The sequence below is a fragment of the Pseudomonas sp. ZS1P83 genome (genome assembly GCF_054897825.1).
Map to the genome: position 1 here is coordinate 1,560,707 of NZ_CM142706.1, position 19,498 is coordinate 1,580,204.

The 19,498-nt window shown below is 58.9% G+C and carries 15 protein-coding genes and 3 pseudogenes; 7 read left to right on the plus strand and 11 right to left on the minus strand.

Annotated elements, in window-relative coordinates; genetic code table 11:
* Nucleotides 1-20: 20 nt before the first annotated feature.
* Nucleotides 21-397, plus strand: a pseudogene (locus ACYZT0_RS07605) (DinB family protein); the annotation flags it as partial.
* On the opposite strand, the pseudogene ACYZT0_RS07610 reads toward ACYZT0_RS07605, so the two are convergent.
* From ACYZT0_RS07610 to ACYZT0_RS07650, 9 genes and pseudogenes are all read right to left on the minus strand, one after another.
* Nucleotides 318-554, minus strand: a pseudogene (locus ACYZT0_RS07610) (LysR family transcriptional regulator); the annotation flags it as partial. The pseudogenes ACYZT0_RS07605 and ACYZT0_RS07610 sit on opposite strands and share 80 nt — an antisense overlap.
* Nucleotides 555-769: 215 nt before the next feature.
* Nucleotides 770-1,117 (minus strand): DUF6124 family protein, encoded by a 348-nt coding sequence (locus ACYZT0_RS07615; protein ID WP_462045294.1) that lies wholly within the window; start codon nucleotides 1,115-1,117, stop codon nucleotides 770-772.
* A gap of 348 nt (nucleotides 1,118-1,465) precedes the next feature.
* Nucleotides 1,466-3,652 carry a lipase family protein gene (locus ACYZT0_RS07620; protein WP_462045295.1) on the minus strand — a complete coding sequence of 729 codons (2,187 nt, stop codon included), beginning with the start codon at nucleotides 3,650-3,652 and terminating at the stop codon, nucleotides 1,466-1,468.
* Nucleotides 3,653-3,664: 12 nt separating this feature from the next.
* Nucleotides 3,665-4,438: a hypothetical protein gene (locus ACYZT0_RS07625; protein WP_462045296.1), complete on the minus strand. Its 774-nt coding sequence runs from the start codon at nucleotides 4,436-4,438 to the stop codon at nucleotides 3,665-3,667.
* Entirely contained in the window at nucleotides 4,435-5,289 is an 855-nt protein-coding gene (locus ACYZT0_RS07630; RefSeq protein WP_462045297.1) for a DUF4123 domain-containing protein, read from the minus strand. The genes ACYZT0_RS07625 and ACYZT0_RS07630 overlap by 4 nt, the downstream gene beginning before the upstream one ends.
* Nucleotides 5,286-7,355, minus strand: coding sequence for a type VI secretion system Vgr family protein (locus ACYZT0_RS07635; protein ID WP_462045298.1), 2,070 nt, complete (start codon nucleotides 7,353-7,355; stop codon nucleotides 5,286-5,288). Before ACYZT0_RS07635 ends, ACYZT0_RS07630 begins: the two co-directional genes overlap by 4 nt.
* Nucleotides 7,356-7,661: 306 nt before the next feature.
* Nucleotides 7,662-7,811: pseudogene (locus ACYZT0_RS07640) on the minus strand (aldehyde dehydrogenase family protein); the annotation flags it as partial.
* Nucleotides 7,812-7,825: 14 nt separating this feature from the next.
* A complete protein-coding gene (locus ACYZT0_RS07645; protein ID WP_462045299.1) occupies nucleotides 7,826-9,220 on the minus strand; it encodes a sensor histidine kinase in 1,395 nt (464 codons plus the stop codon).
* Nucleotides 9,198-9,881 (minus strand): response regulator transcription factor, encoded by a 684-nt coding sequence (locus tag ACYZT0_RS07650; protein WP_462045300.1) that lies wholly within the window; start codon nucleotides 9,879-9,881, stop codon nucleotides 9,198-9,200. Before ACYZT0_RS07650 ends, ACYZT0_RS07645 begins: the two co-directional genes overlap by 23 nt.
* A gap of 278 nt (nucleotides 9,882-10,159) precedes the next feature.
* On the opposite strand from ACYZT0_RS07650, the gene ACYZT0_RS07655 reads away from it, so the two are divergent.
* Nucleotides 10,160-11,101 (plus strand): hypothetical protein, encoded by a 942-nt coding sequence (locus tag ACYZT0_RS07655; RefSeq protein WP_462045301.1) that lies wholly within the window; start codon nucleotides 10,160-10,162, stop codon nucleotides 11,099-11,101.
* Between the two features lie 276 nt (nucleotides 11,102-11,377).
* Here ACYZT0_RS07655 and ACYZT0_RS07660 read toward each other — a convergent pair whose 3' ends face one another.
* Both ACYZT0_RS07660 and ACYZT0_RS07665 read right to left on the minus strand, forming a co-directional pair.
* Entirely contained in the window at nucleotides 11,378-11,989 is a 612-nt protein-coding gene (locus ACYZT0_RS07660; protein ID WP_462045302.1) for a glutathione S-transferase, read from the minus strand.
* 76 nt (nucleotides 11,990-12,065) lie between these two features.
* Entirely contained in the window at nucleotides 12,066-12,986 is a 921-nt protein-coding gene (locus ACYZT0_RS07665; RefSeq protein WP_462045303.1) for a MurR/RpiR family transcriptional regulator, read from the minus strand.
* Between the two features lie 311 nt (nucleotides 12,987-13,297).
* Between ACYZT0_RS07665 and ACYZT0_RS07670 the strand changes: the two genes are divergently transcribed.
* From ACYZT0_RS07670 to ACYZT0_RS07690, 5 genes are all read left to right on the plus strand, one after another.
* Nucleotides 13,298-15,235, plus strand: coding sequence for a bifunctional 5-dehydro-2-deoxygluconokinase/5-dehydro-2-deoxyphosphogluconate aldolase (locus tag ACYZT0_RS07670; protein ID WP_462045304.1), 1,938 nt, complete (start codon nucleotides 13,298-13,300; stop codon nucleotides 15,233-15,235).
* Nucleotides 15,236-15,403: 168 nt separating this feature from the next.
* Nucleotides 15,404-16,297, plus strand: coding sequence for a myo-inosose-2 dehydratase (iolE, locus tag ACYZT0_RS07675; RefSeq protein ID WP_462045305.1), 894 nt, complete (start codon nucleotides 15,404-15,406; stop codon nucleotides 16,295-16,297).
* Nucleotides 16,294-17,103: a 5-deoxy-glucuronate isomerase gene (gene iolB, locus ACYZT0_RS07680; protein ID WP_462045306.1), complete on the plus strand. Its 810-nt coding sequence runs from the start codon at nucleotides 16,294-16,296 to the stop codon at nucleotides 17,101-17,103. The genes iolE and iolB overlap by 4 nt, the downstream gene beginning before the upstream one ends.
* Nucleotides 17,104-17,147: 44 nt before the next feature.
* Nucleotides 17,148-18,650 (plus strand): CoA-acylating methylmalonate-semialdehyde dehydrogenase, encoded by a 1,503-nt coding sequence (locus ACYZT0_RS07685; RefSeq protein WP_462045307.1) that lies wholly within the window; start codon nucleotides 17,148-17,150, stop codon nucleotides 18,648-18,650.
* A gap of 25 nt (nucleotides 18,651-18,675) precedes the next feature.
* The gene (locus ACYZT0_RS07690; protein WP_462045308.1) at nucleotides 18,676-19,497 is read left to right on the plus strand and encodes a TIM barrel protein; all 822 of its coding nucleotides are present in this window, start codon (nucleotides 18,676-18,678) and stop codon (nucleotides 19,495-19,497) included.
* Nucleotide 19,498 lies beyond the last annotated feature (1 nt).

Consider the following 19,498-nt stretch of genomic DNA (forward strand, 5'->3'; position numbering starts at 1 on the left):
CAGCGTTTGCAATGCCGTTCACTTTGCTGCATCCCGAACTCGCTGAGTTGCACATGGCGCAAAAGGACATCGATCGCTGGTACTGCGACTGGAGCGCCCGGCAGACCGATGTCTCGCTGGATAAGCCCGTTGAGTTCACCTTTGTCTCGGGGGAAAGTGGCACCATGAGCGCCGGCGCGATGCTGATGCATGTGGTCAATCACGCCAGTTATCACCGCGGCTGGGGGATCCAGATGTATTTCGAGATTCCGGCCATGCCGCCGATGACGGACATGCCGATATACCTGCGCGAAACCGACCCGAGTCTTTCAAATCGATTAATACACCGGCAGTGGCGCCGCGATGTGTTGGGCGATTCGCCAGCGCAACCAACGTTCTGCCGGATCGTTATCGTTGACGCCGTTCCAGACCATGGACAGTTCGGACAGTACGATGTCAAACGGCGGGTCGTCGGCACGCAACTGGCTGCTGCCTTCGATCAACGCGCACGCCGCGTAATTCGGCACTGCGGCGAGCATGTCGGTGCCCGCCAACAGGGCACGCAGGCCTGAGAAGGGTTTCGAAAATCACCAACAGGTTCATGTCCACGCGGCGCAGGTCGTTGCGGTTCATGGCAGGGCTACTCGCAGGGCTTCGGGGGTCTGTTAAGTAAAGCAGCAAACCTTGAGGCTGCGATGAAAGCCAGCAGATTGGCGATTTCATCCGTGAACGCAAAACCTGTGTGAGCGAGCCTGCTCGCTCACACAGTTGGATAGCACCGAGTCAGCGGCTACTCGATCGGGTCGAGTCGGTCCAGCGCCCGATTCACCGTCAGTTCACCCAGCATGATGACTTGCGCGATGCCCAGCAGAGTGTTGCGATTGGGGCCGTGCGTGCGATCTGCCAGGTCCATGGTCATGACATGGGCGGAGGCCAGCGATTCGCATGCGTTACCCAGCAGGTCTTCGGTGTTGATGTGCGGATCGATGACGTACATCGTGGTGAGTCTGCGCGGGGTGGCTCGGATGTCGGCATAGGACGGGATGCGGTCGGGGTCTTCGTGGAGTTTTTCTGAATCGAGGTTTTCGGAGGGAGATGCTGGATCGGTGTCCGGCGGGTTGGGCGTTACTTTGAACATAGATGAAACTCCTTATGCGACAAACGAGGAGCCATCACCCTCGCTACCAAACGAAGGGTGGCGGCCATACGCAGGTTGGTAGACCGGGCACAAGGAAACCGGCGCGCCCGAAGGCGCCCTGTGCATGACCACCATAAAGCCGAGACAAAAAATGCCCCAAATGGCGATGCGTTGCACCTTGTATAACCCGGGGCTACCAAACCCCATCGCTGTTTTTCAGCGACCGGGAAACGATAAAGCCCAGGCCCAAGGCGCACAAGCCGGCGGATTCTGGCGTAACCGTAGGCAATGACGCAAGGCGCTGTAGCTCTCGGGAAGTAACCTGGAAGGCTTTTAAACACGGGGTGTTTAACAGATCGAATCGATATCCAGCGTGTACGGTGCCCCGACGGTGTGCCCATAGATCGAAGCCGTCAGCGCATCCCCCTCAGGGTCTTCCGGCGCCATGGCGAACGGTTCCTTGACCTTGTTCTCAGGATGCGCCAGCCAGCGCGCCACGTTAGCCGCCAGTTGCTCAGGCTGTTCCGACAGCGACCCGTAAAGCGCGTGTGCCGTAACCCGCTCTTCACGAACGCGTTTCAAGCGATCGACTGTGATTTCAATTTTGCTTTTTTCCAGGCCGAGTGCTCGGACGTTGTTCTCCTGAGTGCGTGCGTAAGCCTCCGAACGCGCCGGCAAACCACGTTCTATTTCACGCAACTGTGTGGTGATGCGTGCCAGCGAACCCGCGACCCAATTAAACTCAAGATCCGTAACCCGCGAACGCTTCTTCTCGTGCGCTTCCTGCCACCGCAGCAGAACCGCCCAACACGCCGGAACATACCCACCGGTCATCAAATGATCCAAGACGTGGAAGATCTGCAGCAATGGCGGCCGATGCGGCAACCCGTTTTTTTGTTGAAGCGCCAAACTGCACGCGGCATGTTGGGTGATGGTGTCGCAGCCGGGTTCCCACAGGATCGCGGACTTTTCCCCACTGCTGAATTCCACCGGCATGAAGTGCTGCAACTTGCCGTGGTGATCGTAGGGCTCGCCATTCCAGTTCGTGATGCCCGCAAAAAACACCGACAAACCGGCCGGCACGTTGACGAACGTCAAGGCCAACCCCATCTTAATCACATCGGCCTTGGTATCCGTCCACCTGCCCGGCACACTCGGCACCGGGTCGTTGTGATTGACGACACGATAATGCACCAAGTCCTTCGCGCCGGCCACGAAGTTGGCATCGCCCGCGCGGGGGGCGCCGTAGGTGTAGAGCTGGAGGGTGTACTCGAAGCCCGGGCGACGACGCAGCATTTCGGAGAGCAGCAATGCCACTGCACCACCAAGGCTGTGGCCGCAAATCATGAGCTTCTGTCCGGCGTAAAATTTTTCGAGGTAGTTAACAACGAATTCGTAGGCTGTCTGCGCGGACTCGTAGAAACCTTTATGTACTTTGCTGTCGGTGTCTTCAAACCGCACTTGGGAGGCGTCGGCATCGCGCCGTCCATCCGCCCAATATTGAGCGGTACCCCGTACAGCGATCAGGATCAGTTCGTCGTTGTGAGTGATGAAGGCTTGGGTATCGGTCGACTCTGCGCCAAGTGTTCTGTCATCGAGAAAGTGAATTTTGGCAGGATGTTCCTGCGCGCTTTCTTGATCGAGTGCGTTGGCCTTATAAAGGCCTGGATCGAACGGCACGATCTCCAGACGCTTGGAGTACGGCACATCCTCATACAGAGGGTAGAAGGCGCTTTTTTGCGCCGCGTTGACACGCCACAACTCATCAGCCTTGGCCAACGCATCGCCGAACCAATTTCCCACGCTGGGTTGTATCGGGAAGGTAACGGTCGTCGTTTCAACCGGATGACCTTCTGGCTGCTGCCCGAAAGGGCAATAACTCAGCGTCGCCATCAGCGCGAGCTGGTAGAGATTCAGCGCGCAGAACTCCGGGTCGGTCGACAGCATTGGTCGCAAGGCTCGCAGAGGACGCACTTCCAGAACCGTGTGTTTAAGGGGCATCAGCGCAACGCCGAGCTTCCCATGTTCACCCATGATTTTCGCTCGGTTCGGGCTGTGGGGATAATGACGATAGACCTCGGGTGGCAGGTGAGAAACATGCTCTACCAAGTGACGTACTTCTATTTGGAGGAACTCATCTGCGCAGGCTTGTGCGGGGTTTGTCCGGGTGCGGGTTGAGTTTTGGTTCTGGTAGCGGGTTTGTTCGGCGCGTACTTGAAGTTCAGTGATTTTGAGCGGGTAGTGCGGTCTTGTTTGGGCTCGCACATAAACGATTTCCTCCCCTTCATATTTCTGGTCGAGAACCAACGCAATGGGCCCCGCAAAGTGGTTGTTGATTTTACCCGTCCCTGTGATATCTAGATGCCCATTGTATTTCTGGCCTTCAGAGTCCGTTACTGAATAAGCCAGCCCCGAGTACGGCTCGCCTGATCCGAATTCGTCGACCAGTTGGAAGCTGCTCCATTTACCTTGTAAGGGGCATGTCAGCACGCTGCTGCTCAATGGTGATGCAAGTTCTTTTTCCAAAGATGCCATGTCCAAATTTCCTTATTCCGTGCAGCCAGGGTAAATAGTGCAGATACGGCCATCTGGCATTTTGAAAGTGCTGAAATCGGAGTGATTTCCAAAACAGAACGCATCCTGATCTTCAAAACCTTTTCCCATGCAGCGCTTCCATCCACCGGGTACTTCGACCCATGTGTCACCCCAACCAGGCCTTTCCTCTGCGGCCAACGTGATCTTCATTTTTACGGTTTTGCCTTTCAGCTGATCGAGGCTATACCCCGAAACCGGGCGGCCACGTTGCGGCTCGCCTCGGGCGTTCGCTGTTTTGCAATCAAGAATTTTGACAATGCGTCGCTGCGCACCCGAAGTGCGAAACAGCCACTGACAATGGCCGTAGAAAGTGCTTTCACCCGCTTCATTGAACGTGCCCTTGTGCTGTTCCTCCAGGTCATCGCGGACGATAACCATTGCACTGTCCCCACCGAAATCTCCCCGATGTGTCCAATAAGATGAGTTGATATCCAGCTTGATGCGCCTGATCACCAGCGGACAGCCACTGACCGTCCGATACATGGCAATTTCAGAATTCGGCGTGTAACTTTCACGCCACTTCATGTTGTACCCGACGGCCGTATTCCTTCCCCCCGGCACGGTGCAGGTTTCGCCTTTGGCGGGCACATACTCGGCGATGGCCTTGTAGGCAAAATCGGGCGGTAAATCGGCGGTGAAGGTGAATGTGTCTGGTTGCCCAGTCGAGCAACCCATGGCCAACGCAAGGCAACAACCCACACTCGCGATGCGTAATGCATATCTCATATCGGCGCATCTCCCTGCCAAAAATCCACCAACTGCCGCACCCGTTCAAAGTGCTCCACCGGACTCTCATCACCCCGCACCTCCCAATGTGGCGATAACGTAAAACCCGGCACCTGCAAACTCTGAATCAACAGAAACTCCAACTGCTCCGGCTCCAACCAGCCCCATGCATCCGCCATGGCCAATCGCTCACGCAACCACGCATCAGGATCATGCACTTCGGCAAGGTTGGCGTAGGCCTCAACATGCTCGGCCAGCAAGTAACGATGGGCGTTGAGCCGGCGAATTTCCGAGGCCTGCGGTTGGGGAAGGGGCGTGCGCAACCAGAGTGGTTTGTCTGGCACAGGGTACGTTCCGGGGGCAGGGTTTTGAGCGGTGTTCCAGGCTGTGCCATCCCAGTAGCAAACGCTGATCGCCGGCCCGAGGAAGGCCGGATATTCTTCAGCTGGCAGATGTTTTAGCGCGCGACTCAACACTCGGTTGTCGTGAAAGCGATACAGCGCCTGATAGGGACGCGTCCCGACAATCAACCGCTGTTGCCAATGATTGACCAACCCGCGCAAGGCGCCTTTTTCCACGCTCGCGAGCCAGCCCCAGTTGCGTTCGGGATGATCGAGCAGGTCATCGAGGCGTCTGTCGCCGGACTGATCCAGAGTAAAAATGAACGGACCGGCATCGGCCAGATTCGCGAGGGTTGTTGCGTTGTAGACGTTCAGGTAGTGGTCATGTCCGCTGGACTTCATTAACAGCTGACGGGTTTCGCGCTCGTTCTGCGAGTCCAGCACCAGGCAAAGTTCATGGCCAGAGCGGCGCTGTTCGTTCATCCATCGGCGGGGCAGTGTGTTGATCATGCGGCGGTTCCTTCCGTTGGGCAGACGCCCTCTCGGCAGGCTTCGCAGATCGGGCAGAAGTCCGCCGCCAGCGCGTTGCTTGCCGCCATCAGTGCGGGCTGGGAAGACGCGAGCATCGGCGGCAGTTCGGGTGGCACAGACAAGCCATCAACTGACCGAGGCGCAGCGACTGAGGCGGCTGGCACTCGCATTGGAGCACCACCGATCTGGAGTTCGCTGCTGCCGAATATTCCGCCGCCGCCTACCTGTAAATGTTCACCACCGGCTTCGATTGAGAACCTGGTCTCGGCCTTCAGAATGATAAGGTCGGCTTCAATAACAACCACCCGGCGGGCGCTAAGCGCAAGCGTTTGATCTACGTGGGTGTGGCTGTTGCCAACAACTTGCAGATAGTCGTTGGCCTTGAGCTGTATGTGCCGGTCACCGGTCGTGGTTCGATGCTCCGTGGCTTCCAGCACCGTAAAGCTGTCGCCCATGACGGTGGTGCGTTGCTCGTTGCCGACCTCCAGACGGCTGTCGTTTTCTATCCGCTGTTCCATGTCCCGCTGGGCGCGCAGATAAATCAATTCCTGACCGGCACGGTCTTCAACGTGCAGTTCGCTGAACCCTGTGCTGTCCGGCGAGCTGCGGGAGCGGAATACGCTGCGGGTTTTGTTCGCAGGTAATTCGTAGGGCACCGGGTTGGCGCTGTTGGGCAGACAGCCGCTGATTTCGGGATGATCGGGGTCGCCGTCCTGAAAACTGACCTGGACCTCCATGCCGACTCTCGGCACGGCAACGCCGCCAAAGGCATTGCCGGCCAGGAGGGAGGAGACCCGCAGCCAGCAACTGCTTTTATCGTCGTGACGGCCTTCGCGATCCCAGAAGAACTGCACCTTGACCCGACCGTAGTCGTCGCAGTGGATTTCCTCGCCTTTCGGGCCGGTGACCACTGCGCTCTGATTGCCGGCGATGCGTGGTTTGTTATGCGTCAGCGGCGAGCGGTAGATCACTTCCCAAGGCGTGGCGAGGAACTGGTTGCGATAACCCTGAAAGCCGTTTTCATCGGCGGTGCCGGTGTATGCCGCGTACTGTTGCAGGACCTGCGGCTGCGCCCCTTCATGCTCGATTTCGGTCAGTAACCACAGGTCGTTCCATTCTTCGTCCGGATGTTCGGACAGTGGCAGGAAGTGCCCGGAGAGCAGCGCCGGTTGATCGCTTTTACCCCGCGCCACACGGCACCCGCCGCGGTGGCGCTCCTGTGCGCGTCGACTCAACAGCTTGCCGCGATCGCGCTGGGTAAAACGACCGGGGTACTGGTAATCCTCCAGATCCGGCTGAGCCTTGGAAATATCAGACCTGCTCTCGGCCTCCAGCAAAATACGTGCTTTGTTGAAGTCATAATCGCGGCGAGTGGTGCGGCTGGTGCCCGCTTTCACTTGCACGTCAAAGTGGTTGATCACCGGCGTTTCGGCGACCATGCCATTGTCGTGTTTATAGCGTGTCGGACGGTCGAGCCTGGGAAAAACGGTCTGGTCGTCGCCAAACACCATCACATGTTTTTCGCGGCTGTGCTGAAAGTGGTAGTGCAGACCTTCCTCTTGGCAGAGGCGTTCTATGAACTGGCGATCTGACTCGTTGTACTGAACGCAATACTCACGGTCCGGATAAGCGCTGCCCAGCTGAAACTGGTGGAAATCACGATGAATGCCGTGACCTTCCAGCACCTGCGCAATGATTTGCGGGACGGTCATTTGCTGAAAAATGCGGCAATTGACGCGGTGGTCCAGGTACGCCAACCGAGGCACCAGCGTCACGCTGTAGCGGGTCAGGCCATTTCCGAGACTACTTTTGCCTGCGCAATGAATTTGCCCGTGAATGCCGTCGCCAGCGTCGTTGAAAGCGAGAAAGGCCAATTTATTCAACAGGTCGTTCTGGTTAAGGTCTCGCCTGTCGCTGACCAGCTCGATCTCAAAGGCGTAAGGCTGGCTGATGAACTCCTTGCCGGTGAAGCTGAGCACCTGAAGGTCATGTTCAAAGTCTTTGATCGTGAGGCTGAAACGGGCGTGTGGGTTAGCGTCAAACATCCAGTGTTCCTTGTCTGGTGACGTAGCACAGGCTCCGGGACGTTGATGCAACACGTGTGAAAGACCTTCCATGGCCTAATCACAACAGAACGTCCTGGAGCCGGGTTCAGTGCAACGCTATCAAGGGCGCAAACGAATTGATGTCAGACGGTTCCCAAAATGCAGTTACAAATCACAAAAGCAGCGATGGCGAGGAGGTGACTGAACCTACCCTTGCAACGTAACGCCCGCCAACTGCTCCAGCACCTGCACCACCTGCGTCATATCCCGTCCCGGATCGCCGTCGCTCAAGGCCTGGTCGAAGAACTGCTTGAACCCGCCGCACGGCATCTGCACGAAACCGCCGCTGTACTCGTTGACCACGATTCGACCCGCTTCGAGTTGCGCGGCGACCCGATGCACGCGGCCGATGTCGCGGCTCCAGATCCCGGCACCGAGGCCGAATTCGCTGTCGTGTTCTTGAGTTAGTGTCAGGTCTGTGGAACCAGGCTTTGCTGGCAATCGAGCACCAACCGCGCACCGCCGAGTTCACTGCTGCCCACCTCAAGCGTAAACCCATGCAAGCTCACAATCGCCGCAACGATCGACAGCCCCAACCCAAACCCGCTTTTCTGATGACCACCCTCTGCACGATAAAAGCGTCGAAACACCGCCTCTCGCTCAGCCACCGGAATGCCCGGACCCGAATCGAGCACTTCGATTCGTGTACGCCCGCCTTCATTGAGCCCACGCAAAATCACCTCGCCACCGGGCGGTGTAAATTTGATCGAGTTGCTCAACAGGTTTGCCACGGCTTCGAACAACAGCGCTCGATCGCCATTGAGCAGCGGCAAGCCTTCAGGCAGCTGCAACTGGAAATCCAGTTCGCCTTCTTCTGCCAGCGGCAGATAAAACGCATGCAGTTCCTGCAGCAACGGCACCGGATCCAGCTGTACAAAACCCGAGCGGCGCTGGCGATCTTCCAGTTCGGAAATCCGCAGCAACCCACGAAAACGCGCCATCAAGGTATCCGCCTCACCGAGCACTGAATCCAGTTGCACGGCCAGCGTCGAACCGTCGTCAGCCTGCTGCTGAATCCGGTACAGCTGCGCCCGCAGGCGGGTCAGCGGCGTGCGCAAGTCATGGGCGATGTTGTCGCAGACGCCCTTGACCTCGTTCATCAAGCGCTCGATACGTTCGAGCATGGCGTTGACGATAGCGGCGAGCATGTCCAGCTCATCGCGGCGATTGGACAGTGGCAGTCGCCGGGTCAGGTCGCCCGCGACGATGGCCTCGGCGCTGGCCTGAATCGCGCGTATTCGCCGCAGTGGACGGCGGCGCAACAAGTGCCAACCGGCGATGCCCGGGAGGATCGTCAACGTCACGCCCCAGAACAACGCATGAAGGATGATCCGGGTGACGGCGAACAACGAACCGTTGTCCCGCACCAGCACCAGCCAGCGCCCGTCCTTTGTCTGGGTCGCCACCGCGTCGCAACTGTCGGCGGGCAGGGTCGGGTCGTCGGAATCGGCGCAGTCGCTGAGCATGTGAATCTTGCCGTCCAGCGCCAGCCCTTCGGGAATGTGCTGCAGAGCGCCGCTGAGGTAGCGATGCTGGTTATCGAACAAGCCATAGGCATCGATGCCGCGAATGTCGAAGGTCATGCTGACGGCGAGCGCGTCTGCCAGTTGTTCGCCCGAAAAGTGTGAAAACAGGTGCTGACGTTGCATCAGCGAGTGTTTGGCCAGGTTGTCCAGGTAAGCGGAAACCTCGTAGTACATGACCCCCATGAGGATCCCGCTCCAGAGCACGAACAGCGAACTGTAGAGCGCCAGCAAACGGCTGCTGGAAGAGCGCCAGCCGTTAGAGGGGTTCAGCAATGACATAACCCGAGCCTCGCACGGTCCGAATCAGTGGGACATTGCCTGGCGGGTCGATTTTTTTGCGCAGCCGGCCGATGTGCACGTCGATCAGGTTAGTGCCGGGGTCGAAGTGGTAACCCCAGACCTCTTCGAAAATCATCATCCGCGACAGAATCTGCCCGGTGTTGCGCATCAGGAACTCCAGCAACTTGTACTCGGTAGGCAACAGTGTCAGCAGCTGACCGTCGCGACTGGCTTCATGGCTGATCAGGTTCAGCTCCAGATCCGCCACCCGCAAGGTGGTGGCTTGGGCTGTCACGGTGTTCTGTCGGCGTAGCAGGACTTCGACCCGGGCGGCCATTTCATCAGTGGCAAACGGTTTGGTCAGGTAATCGTCACCGCCCGCACGCAAGCCGCGCACACGCTCATCGACGTCGGAGAGGGCGCTGATCATCAGGATCGGCGTGGCCACGCCCAGGGTCCGCAGCGTGGTGACGATCGCCAGACCATCGAGCTCGGGCAGCATGCGGTCGAGGGTGATCAGGTCATAGTTGCCACTGACCGCACGCGCAAGACCCTCGCGGCCGTTGTCGACCCAATCCACGTCGAGGCCGTGGCTGCTCAATTCGGCGACGATTTCCCGGGCAGTCACGGCGTCGTCTTCGATGGTCAAGATGCGGGTCATAGGGCGGGCCTGATTAAGAGTTCACAACGTTGCGCGGCATTTTGCCAAGAAATGAGTGCAGTCTTTCTAAATAAAACTTCATGCAGGCATCTATTTGGTCAATGCATAAAACCCGCTGCGATTGGCACTTCCTTGCAAATTGCATGGTCATGGGAAGTTAAAATTTTATAACTTATTGAAATACCGCGATTTATTGAAAGTTGGCAACTGGCACGGTGACTGCAATTACTCCGTTGAAGAGTTGTAACACCATCTTTCCTGCCTGGAGCGATATAACAATGAATAGATCCCCTGATGGTTTCTATCCTGCCGCAGAAGAATCAAGCACGCTCTCTGGCGTGTCTTGGGGCGCGATTTTCGCCGGGGCCGCTGCGGCGGCGGCGTTGTCGCTGATCCTCGTGCTGCTCGGCTTTGGCCTGGGCTTTTCAGCGGTGTCGCCTTGGGCCAATGAAGGCGTGAGCGCCAAGGGCTTGGGTATTTCAACGATCGTCTGGCTGGCCGCGACCCAAATCGTGGCGTCCGGGCTTGGCGGTTACATCGCCGGTCGCCTGCGGGTGAAGTGGGCGAACATGCATGGTGATGAGGTTTATTTCCGTGACACGGCCCATGGTTTTCTGGCCTGGTGCGTGGCGACGTTGGTGACCGCGACATTGGTCGTTGGCTCGGTCAGCAGCATTGTCAGCGGTGGCGTACAGGCTGGGGCAAGTGTCGTCGGTGGTGCGGCGAATGCGGCGACTCAGGTTGCTGGCTCCGCGGTCGGCAAAACCGACAGTGACCAATATGGTTACTTCATCGACAGCCTGTTCCGCGACGATCGTCCGGCCGCCGTCAGCGATGATGCCGCCCGTGGCACCGTGACGCGCATCTTCGTGCGCAGTCTGAGCAATAACGGTCAACTGGCTGCCGAAGATCGTACCTATCTGGGCCAATTGGTGGCTCAACGGACCAACCTCACGCAAGCGGACGCTGAACGTCGCGTTGATGAAGTGTATGCCCGCACCCAGAAAGCCGTAGCCGACGCCAAACTGGCTGCCAAACAAGCTGCTGACACAGCCGCCAAAGTCGCTGCAATGACCGCGCTCTGGATGTTCGTTGCGCTGCTGATCGGTGCGTTTTTCGCCAGCCTCGCTGCTACCTTCGGTGGCCGTCGTCGGGATGCCGTGGTGTATCTGGAAACCGACGATTACGTGACCACCACTTCATTGCCCCCTGTTCGTTAACCCAGGAGAACTACCATGCGCTCATTACTGCTGTTCTTTCTCGGCGTACCGATCCCGATCATCATCCTGATCGCCCTGTTCATGCACTGATTTACGCTGGGGCTTATGCCTCTGCCGCTTCTGCCTTGAGTGGAAGCGGCGTTTTTTTGTGAGCGGGCTGGCAACCACCTTGATGTTGAATGTGACTGCCCCTTCGCGAGCAAGCCCGCTTGTATGTTTAGACTTGCGTTTACCTGTGGGAGCGCGAAGGGGTCAGATCAGGCGCCCTCAGTCTATCTACTCAATCGGCGTACTCACAAACACCTCAAGCCCTTCGGCATACGCGGTAAACGCGCTGATCAGCGGAAACTGCGCAGCCTCAACCTGATCCGGCACTACAAGATTGGTAAAACTCCAGGCCACTGCCAAGGTAATTCCGTCCTGGGCAATCGAACCGTCAATCTTCAGCGGCTGCTTTTCCAGCTCCCGCTCCAGCGCCGAATACGCCGCCGCCAATTGCTCTTCGACTCGTTCCACCCACGGTTCGAATTGGATCTCCGCCGGGCGCAGGCTGCGTTCGTAGTAGAGCTGCACGGATTTCTCGCAGGCCACTAATCCCAGACCGATCAGGCGCAACGCGCGCAGTCGTTGATCGAGATCACCCGGCATTAAACTCTTTCCGGGACCGGCCAGCGCTTCCAGGTAATCGATGATCAGCGTCGAGTCCATCAACACTTCACCGTCGTCCAGCACCAGGGTTGGCGCCTTGACCACCGGGTTGATCTGCTGGAATTGCTCGAAGTGCCGAAACACCGAAACCGACTGGTGTTCCAGAGGGATGCCAAGGCGTTTGGCAGAGATGGCGACGCGCCGCACATACGGTGAATCCAGCATGCCGATCAGCTTCATTGATCCTTTCCTTCAGATGGCTATTTCGGGATGGACTACCTTAGCTGAGGTTCAGCGACGTGCAACTGGCACCGGGCTAATCCTCGAAGCCAACCTGTTCGTGAATCTCATCGACCTTCAATTCCAGCCGATAGGCCACGGCGATGAACAGCGCCTGGCACAGGCACAGCGTCGCACTCAACGAACGGAAGGCAAACGAACTGCCTTCATTGACCAGCAGCACGGTGTTGGCGCGCTTGGCCAGGGGCGAGAGGTTACTGTCGGTGATGATCAGGGTTTTTGCCTGATTGTGCTGGGCGATGCGCAGGCAATGCTGGGTTTCCTTGCCGTAGGGCGTGAAGCTGATGGCGATTACCAGGTCATTGGCGCGCACGCTGCGCATTTGCTCGCGGTAGCTACCGCCGAGCCCCGAGACCAAATGGATGCGCTTGTTGGTGTGCTGCAGGTTGTAGACCAGGTAGTCGGCCACCGCGAACGAACGACGCACCCCGACCACGTAGATGTTGTCGGCATTTACCACCAGGTCAACAGCTTTGTCGAAGGCCTGGTCATCCAGTTCCAGACCCAGCCGTTCGATACCTGAGAGGGTCGCATTGATGCACTCACGCGCCAGGTCGCCGCCGCTGGCCTTCTGCGACTTGTTGGCGATCATGCTGCGAATGCGCTGCTGGTAGTTCTGAACCGGCGTGGTCTTGTGGGTATAGGCCTCGCGGAACAGCGACTGCATTTCGCTGAAGCCGCTGAACCCGAAACGCTGAGAAAACCGCACGATCGCCGAGGGGTGCACTTCGCACTCGCGGGCGATGTCGCTGATGCGGTCAACCATGATCCGGTCGCTCTGCTGGCTCATGTAACTGGCGATGCGCTTGAGCTGGCGCGGCAGGCTTTCGTATTCGTTGGTGATCAGCTGCAGCAGACGCTCGGCGTTGATCGGGGGGCTGGCGACATCGCTGTCGGGCGTACTCTCGGTCGTCGCCGGCTGATCGGTGCGGGTCATAAAGAATCCTTCTGGCTTGTTCTTATAGGGACGACAGATAGCGTCATCCCCTGACAATAGGTTGGCTGTGCGCAGTCTACAGGGTAGGCCGGAATAAAATCTTGAGCTTGCAGTCCGTACGGAGTGTGCTGAAACGATGCACTGTCTCTGGAACGCTTGCACTAAAGTTTATTGGAAAAAATATTCCACGTAAAAATTATTTGGAATAATTATTGATTGTTCGGTCCCGGACGTTTTAGTCTGCATCCACCCAGCGTGTTCGGCGCAGCCATCGCCCCGAACGCAGGCTGATAAAAATAACAGGAGCCAACATGGGCCAGACTCGTTTTGCCAGTGGGCGTCAATTGGATCTGATTTGCCTGGGGCGCCTTGGCGTCGACCTCTATGCGCAGCAAGTCGGAGCGCGGTTGGAAGATGTTTCAAGCTTCGCCAAATACCTCGGTGGATCGTCCGCCAACATCGCTTTCGGCACGGCTCGGCTGGGTCTGAAATCGGCGATGCTGAGCCGGGTAGGGGATGATCACATGGGCCGCTTCCTCGTTGAATCCCTGGCCCGCGAAGGTTGCGAGGTCAGCGGCATCAAGGTCGATCCGGAACGCCTGACCGCCATGGTCCTGTTGGGCCTCAAGGATCGCGAAACCTTTCCTTTGGTCTTCTACCGCGAAAACTGCGCCGACATGGCGCTGCGGGCCGAAGACATCAGCGAAGCCTTCATGGCTTCCAGCAAAGCCTTGCTGATCACCGGCACCCATTTCTCCACCGACGGCGTCTACAAGGCGAGCATCCAGGCGCTGGATTACGCCGAGAAGCACAACGTCAAACGCGTACTGGATATCGACTATCGCCCGGTGCTCTGGGGCCTGGCCGGTAAGGCCGACGGCGAAACCCGTTTCGTCGCCGACCAGAACGTCAGCCAGCATGTGCAGAAAATCCTCCCGCGTTTCGACCTGATCGTCGGCACTGAAGAAGAATTCCTGATTGCCGGCGGTTCCGAGGATTTGCTCACTGCGCTGCGTAATGTCCGGCGTCTGAGCGCGGCGACGTTAGTGGTCAAGCTCGGCCCGCAGGGATGCACGGTGATTCATGGGGTGATTCCGGTGCGTCTGGAAGACGGCGCCATTTATCCCGGCGTTCGGGTGGAAGTCTTGAATGTGCTGGGGGCCGGCGATGCCTTCATGTCGGGTTTCCTCAGCGGTTGGCTGGTGGATGCGAGCGACGAGCGCTGCTGCCAGTTGGCCAATGCCTGCGGCGGGCTGGTGGTGTCGCGCCATGCCTGCGCCCCGGCCATGCCAACCCGCGCCGAACTCGACTATCTGTTTAACAGTCCGGTGCCGATTACCCGGCCGGATCAGGACGCGGTGCTGCAGCGTCTGCATCAGGTCAGCGTGCCGCGCAAACAGTGGAAGCAACTGTTCATTTTTGCCTTCGACCATCGCGGGCAACTGGTGGAACTGGCCCAAAAGGGCGGTCGCGACCTGAACGCTATCGGCGAACTCAAGCAACTTTTTATCAAGGCTGTGGAACGGGTCGAAGCCGATTTGCGCGAGCAGGGCATCGAGGCCGAAGTCGGGCTGCTGGCCGATCAACGCTTCGGTCAGGACTCGCTGAACACCGCCACCGGTCGCGGCTGGTGGGTGGCGCGGCCGGTGGAAGTGCAGGGCTCGCGGCCATTGGCTTTCGAACATGGGCGCTCGATTGGCAGCAACCTGATCGCCTGGCCGCAGGAACAAATCATCAAGTGCCTGGTGCAATTCCACCCGGACGACGAGCCGCTGCTGCGACTTGAACAGGAAGCGCAGATCAAGGGTTTGTATCAGGCCTCCCAGGTCAGTGGTCATGAGCTGCTGCTGGAAATCATCCCGCCCAAGGATCACCCGTCGCCGCATCCGGACGTGCTGTATCGCGCCCTTAAACGCCTCTACAACCTGGGCATTTACCCGGCGTGGTGGAAGATCGAAGCGCAGAGCGCCGAGGAGTGGAAACAACTCGATGAGCTGATTCTGGCGCGTGATCCGTACTGCCGTGGCGTGGTGTTGCTGGGGCTGAATGCACCGGCAGCGGCACTGGCCGAAGGGTTTCAACGGGCCAGCCAGAGCCAGACCTGCCGTGGTTTCGCCGTGGGCCGGACGATTTTCCAGGAGCCGAGCCGAGCGTGGCTGGCCGGTGAAATCGACGATGAGGCGCTGATCCGTCAGGTGCAGGGCACGTTCGTTGAACTGATTGATGCCTGGCGCACAGCCCGCGCCTGACGCATAGGACCTGCTGTCGCAATACCCCTGTGGGAGCGAGCCTGCTCGCGAAAGCTGACTGACAGCCAACGTCAATGGCGCCTGACACACCGCTTTCGCGAGCAGGCTCGCTCCCACAAGGGCCTGTTTCGCTCTTACTGGTTAGGTAAAACAATAAAAGGTGCAGCCATGCCCGCTATTCGAATTGGCATCAACCCGATCTCCTGGAGCAACGACGACCTGCCGTCCCTCGGTGGGGAGACGCCGCTGAGCACCGCCCTGAGCGAAGGCAAGGACATCGGCTACGAAGGTTTCGAACTCAACGGCAAATTCCCCAAGGACGCCAAGGGTGTCGGCGATGTACTGCGCCCCTATGACCTGGCGCTGGTGTCCGGCTGGTATTCCAGCCGTCTGGCCCGCCGCTCGGTGGCCGAAGAAATCGAGGCCATCGGCAGTCATGTCGAGCTGTTGGCGAAGAACGGCGCCAAAGTGTTGGTGTACGGCGAAGTCGCCGACTCCATTCAAGGCCAGCGCATTCCCTTGGTCGAGCGCCCGCGTTTCAACACCGAACACGCCTGGCAGGAATATGCCGACAAGCTCACTGAGCTGGCACGCTTCACCCTGTCCCAAGGCGTGCGCCTGGCGTATCACCACCATATGGGCGCTTACGTCGAATCTGCGGCGGACATCGACACGTTGATGGCGTTGACCGGCAGTGAAGTCGGTCTGCTGTTCGATTCGGGCCATTGCTACATGGGCGGCGGCGAACCGTTGCAGGTGCTGCGCAAACACATCGAACGCGTCTGCCACGTGCATTTCAAGGACGTGCGCAAACCGGTGGTGCAACTGGCACGCAACAATTTGTGGAGCTTCCCGGACTGCATCATCAACGGCACGTTCACCGTGCCCGGCGACGGAGATATCGATTTCGGCGCCTTGCTCGACGTGCTGCTGACGGCCGATTACCACGGCTGGCTGGTGGTCGAAGCCGAGCAGGACCCGGCGGTGGCGCCGAGCTACGTCTACGCCAAAAAAGGCTATGACACCTTACGCACGCTGCTCGACGAGAGGACTGCATTATGAGCCTGCTGGTCAAAAGCAATGCCCATGGCCGGACCATGGTAGAGCTGGGTAAAGGTGAGCTTGAGTACGTCGGCTTCGCCGCGTACCGCTTGAGCCTGGGCGAAACCCTGCCAGTGTCGGCCGGTAATAAAGAACTGTGCCTGGTGCTACTCAGCGGCCGGGTCAGCATCAAGGGCGAAGCGCCGGGGCAGAGCGCGTTCGACTGGGACAACATCGGTGATCGTCAGTCGGTGTTCGAAGACAAATCACCCTTCGCTGCGTACCTGCCGCCTGGCAGTCAGGCTCAAGTGGTGGCGCTCAGCGACGTGCAGATCGCTGTGTGCGCCGCACCCGGTTCGACGAGCAACGGCCTTGGCCCACGGCTGATCAAACCCGACACCATGAAACGCAGCGTGCGCGGCAAAGGCGCCAACACCCGTTACGTCTGCGACATTCTGCCGGACACCGAACCGGCCCATTCGCTGCTGGTGGTGGAGGTGCGCACGCCGTCAGGTCACTCGTCGAGCTACCCGCCGCACAAACACGACACCGACGATTTGCCGCACCAGAGCTTTCTTGAAGAAACCTATTACCACCAGATCAACCCGCCCCAGGGCTTCGTGTTCCAGCGGGTGTACACCGACGATCGCAACATCGATCAGGCCATGGCTGTGGAGAACAGTGACCTCGTGGTTGTGCCCAAGGGTTATCACCCGGTCAGCGTGCCTTACGGCTACGAGTCGTATTACCTGAACGTGATGGCCGGCCCGAAACGTGTCTGGCAGTTCCATAACGATCCGCAGCACAGCTGGCTGCTTGATCTCTGAACTAAAAAGCCTGAATTCCAATTTCTTCACGGAGAACACGATCAATGAGCAACGCCCCGGTAGTCGGCCATTACATCCACGGTCAAGTGCAAGACAGCAGCAGTGAGCGGTTCAGCAACGTCTTTAATCCGGCCACCGGCAGCGTCCAGGCGCGCGTCGGGCTGGCCAGCGCGAAGACTGTGGACGAGGCTGTCGCATCGGCACTCAAAGCGTTTCCGGCCTGGTCCGAGCAATCGTCCCTGCGCCGTTCGCGGGTGATGTTCAAGTTCAAGGAATTGCTCGAGCAACATCACGATGAGCTGGCAGAAATCATCAGCCGCGAACACGGCAAGGTATTTTCGGATGCCAAGGGCGAAGTCACCCGTGGCATCGAAATCGTCGAGTACGCCTGCGGTGCGCCGAACCTGCTGAAAACCGAGTTCAGCGACAACATCGGCGGCGGCATCGACAACTGGAACCTGCGTCAACCGCTGGGCGTTTGTGCCGGCGTCACGCCGTTCAACTTCCCGGTGATGGTGCCGCTGTGGATGATCCCGTTGGCGCTGGTCACCGGTAATTGCTTCATCCTCAAACCCTCCGAACGTGATCCTTCCGCCAGTTTGTTGATGGCGAAATTATTGACCGAAGCCGGTTTACCGGACGGCGTGTTCAACGTGGTTCAGGGCGACAAGACCGCCGTCGACGCGTTGCTGCAACACCCGGACATCGAGGCGATTTCCTTTGTAGGCTCGACGCCGATTGCCGAGTACATCCACCAGCAAGCCACCTCCCGCGGCAAGCGCGTGCAGGCGCTGGGCGGGGCGAAGAATCATATGATCGTCATGCCCGACGCGGATCTTGATCAAGCCGCCGATGCCTTGATCGGTGCCGCTTACGGCTCGGCCGGCGAGCGCTGCATGGCGATTTCGATTGCCGTGGTGGTGGGCGATGTCGGCGACCAATTGATTGCCAAACTGCTGCCGCGCATCGATCAACTGAAGGTCGGCAACGGCCTGCAGGGCGACAGCGACATGGGACCGTTGGTGACCGCCGAGCACAAGGCCAAAGTCGAAGGTTTCATCGACGAAGGCGTGGCCCAGGGCGCGCAGCTGATCGTCGATGGCCGTAATTTCAAGGTGCCGGGGGCCGAGAACGGCTTCTTCGTCGGCGCGACGCTGTTTGATAACGTGACGACCGAGATGAGCATCTACCAACAGGAAATTTTCGGCCCGGTGCTGGGCATCGTTCGGGTACCGGACTTCGCCAGCGCCGTGGCGCTGATCAACGCCCATGAATTCGGTAACGGTGTGTCCTGTTTCACCCGCGACGGCGGCATCGCCCGAGCCTTCGCCCGCACGATCAAGGTCGGCATGGTCGGCATCAACGTGCCAATTCCGGTGCCGATGGCCTGGCACTCCTTCGGCGGCTGGAAGCGCTCGCTGTTCGGCGATCACCACGCTTATGGCGAAGAAGGCATCCGCTTCTACAGCCGCTACAAAAGCGTGATGCAGCGCTGGCCCGACAGCATCGCCAAGGGCCCCGAATTCAGCATGCCGACAGCCAAATAATTCACCTGTGCGGAGAACAACAATAATGAGCAAACCCCTGCGTTTCGCCCTGAACCGTATGGTCGCCCCACGGTTGTCCTTGCCCGCGTTCATCGAGTTGGCGGTGACCCTCAAGGCCGACGCGATAGAAATTCGCAACGACCTTAAAGGTGTCGAGATCGAAGACGGCACCGCACCCGAGCGCGTCCGTGAGTTGTGTGCCGCCAGGGGCATTACCGTGCTGTCGATCAACGCGCTGTATCCGTTTGATGTGTGGAATGACGAGCGCCGCGCACACGCCTTGAAACTCGCCGCTTATGCCCGTGATTGCGGCGCTCAAGGTTTGGTCATGTGTCCGCTCAACGACCGTGCCGACCCGCGTGACGAGGCCGCACGTGCTTCAGGTCTGCGCACGGCGTTATGTGAACTGGCGCCGATCCTGCGCGAACACGGCATTCTCGGTTTCATCGAGCCGCTGGGTTTTGAAGAGTGCTCGCTGCGCCGTAAACGCACGGCGGTGGAGGCGATCAAGGCCATTGGCGGGCTGGATGTGTTCCGTCTGGTTCATGACACCTTTCACCATCACCTGGCCTGCGAGCATGAATTCTTCCCCGAGCTGACCGGGTTGGTGCACATCTCCGGTGTCGAAGATGCCGAGGCACCGTTGGCGACCCTGCGCGACGGCCTCCGGGTGCTGGTGGGCGAGGGCGACATCCTCGGCAACGCGGCACAAATCGACACCTTGCTCAGCAGCGGTTACAGCGGCTATCTGTCGTTCGAGCCGTTTGCCGACAGTGTCCATGGCCTGGCGGATATCCAGCAGGCGATCGGCGCGAGCATGGATCACCTGAACAACTCTTTGGCCTGAA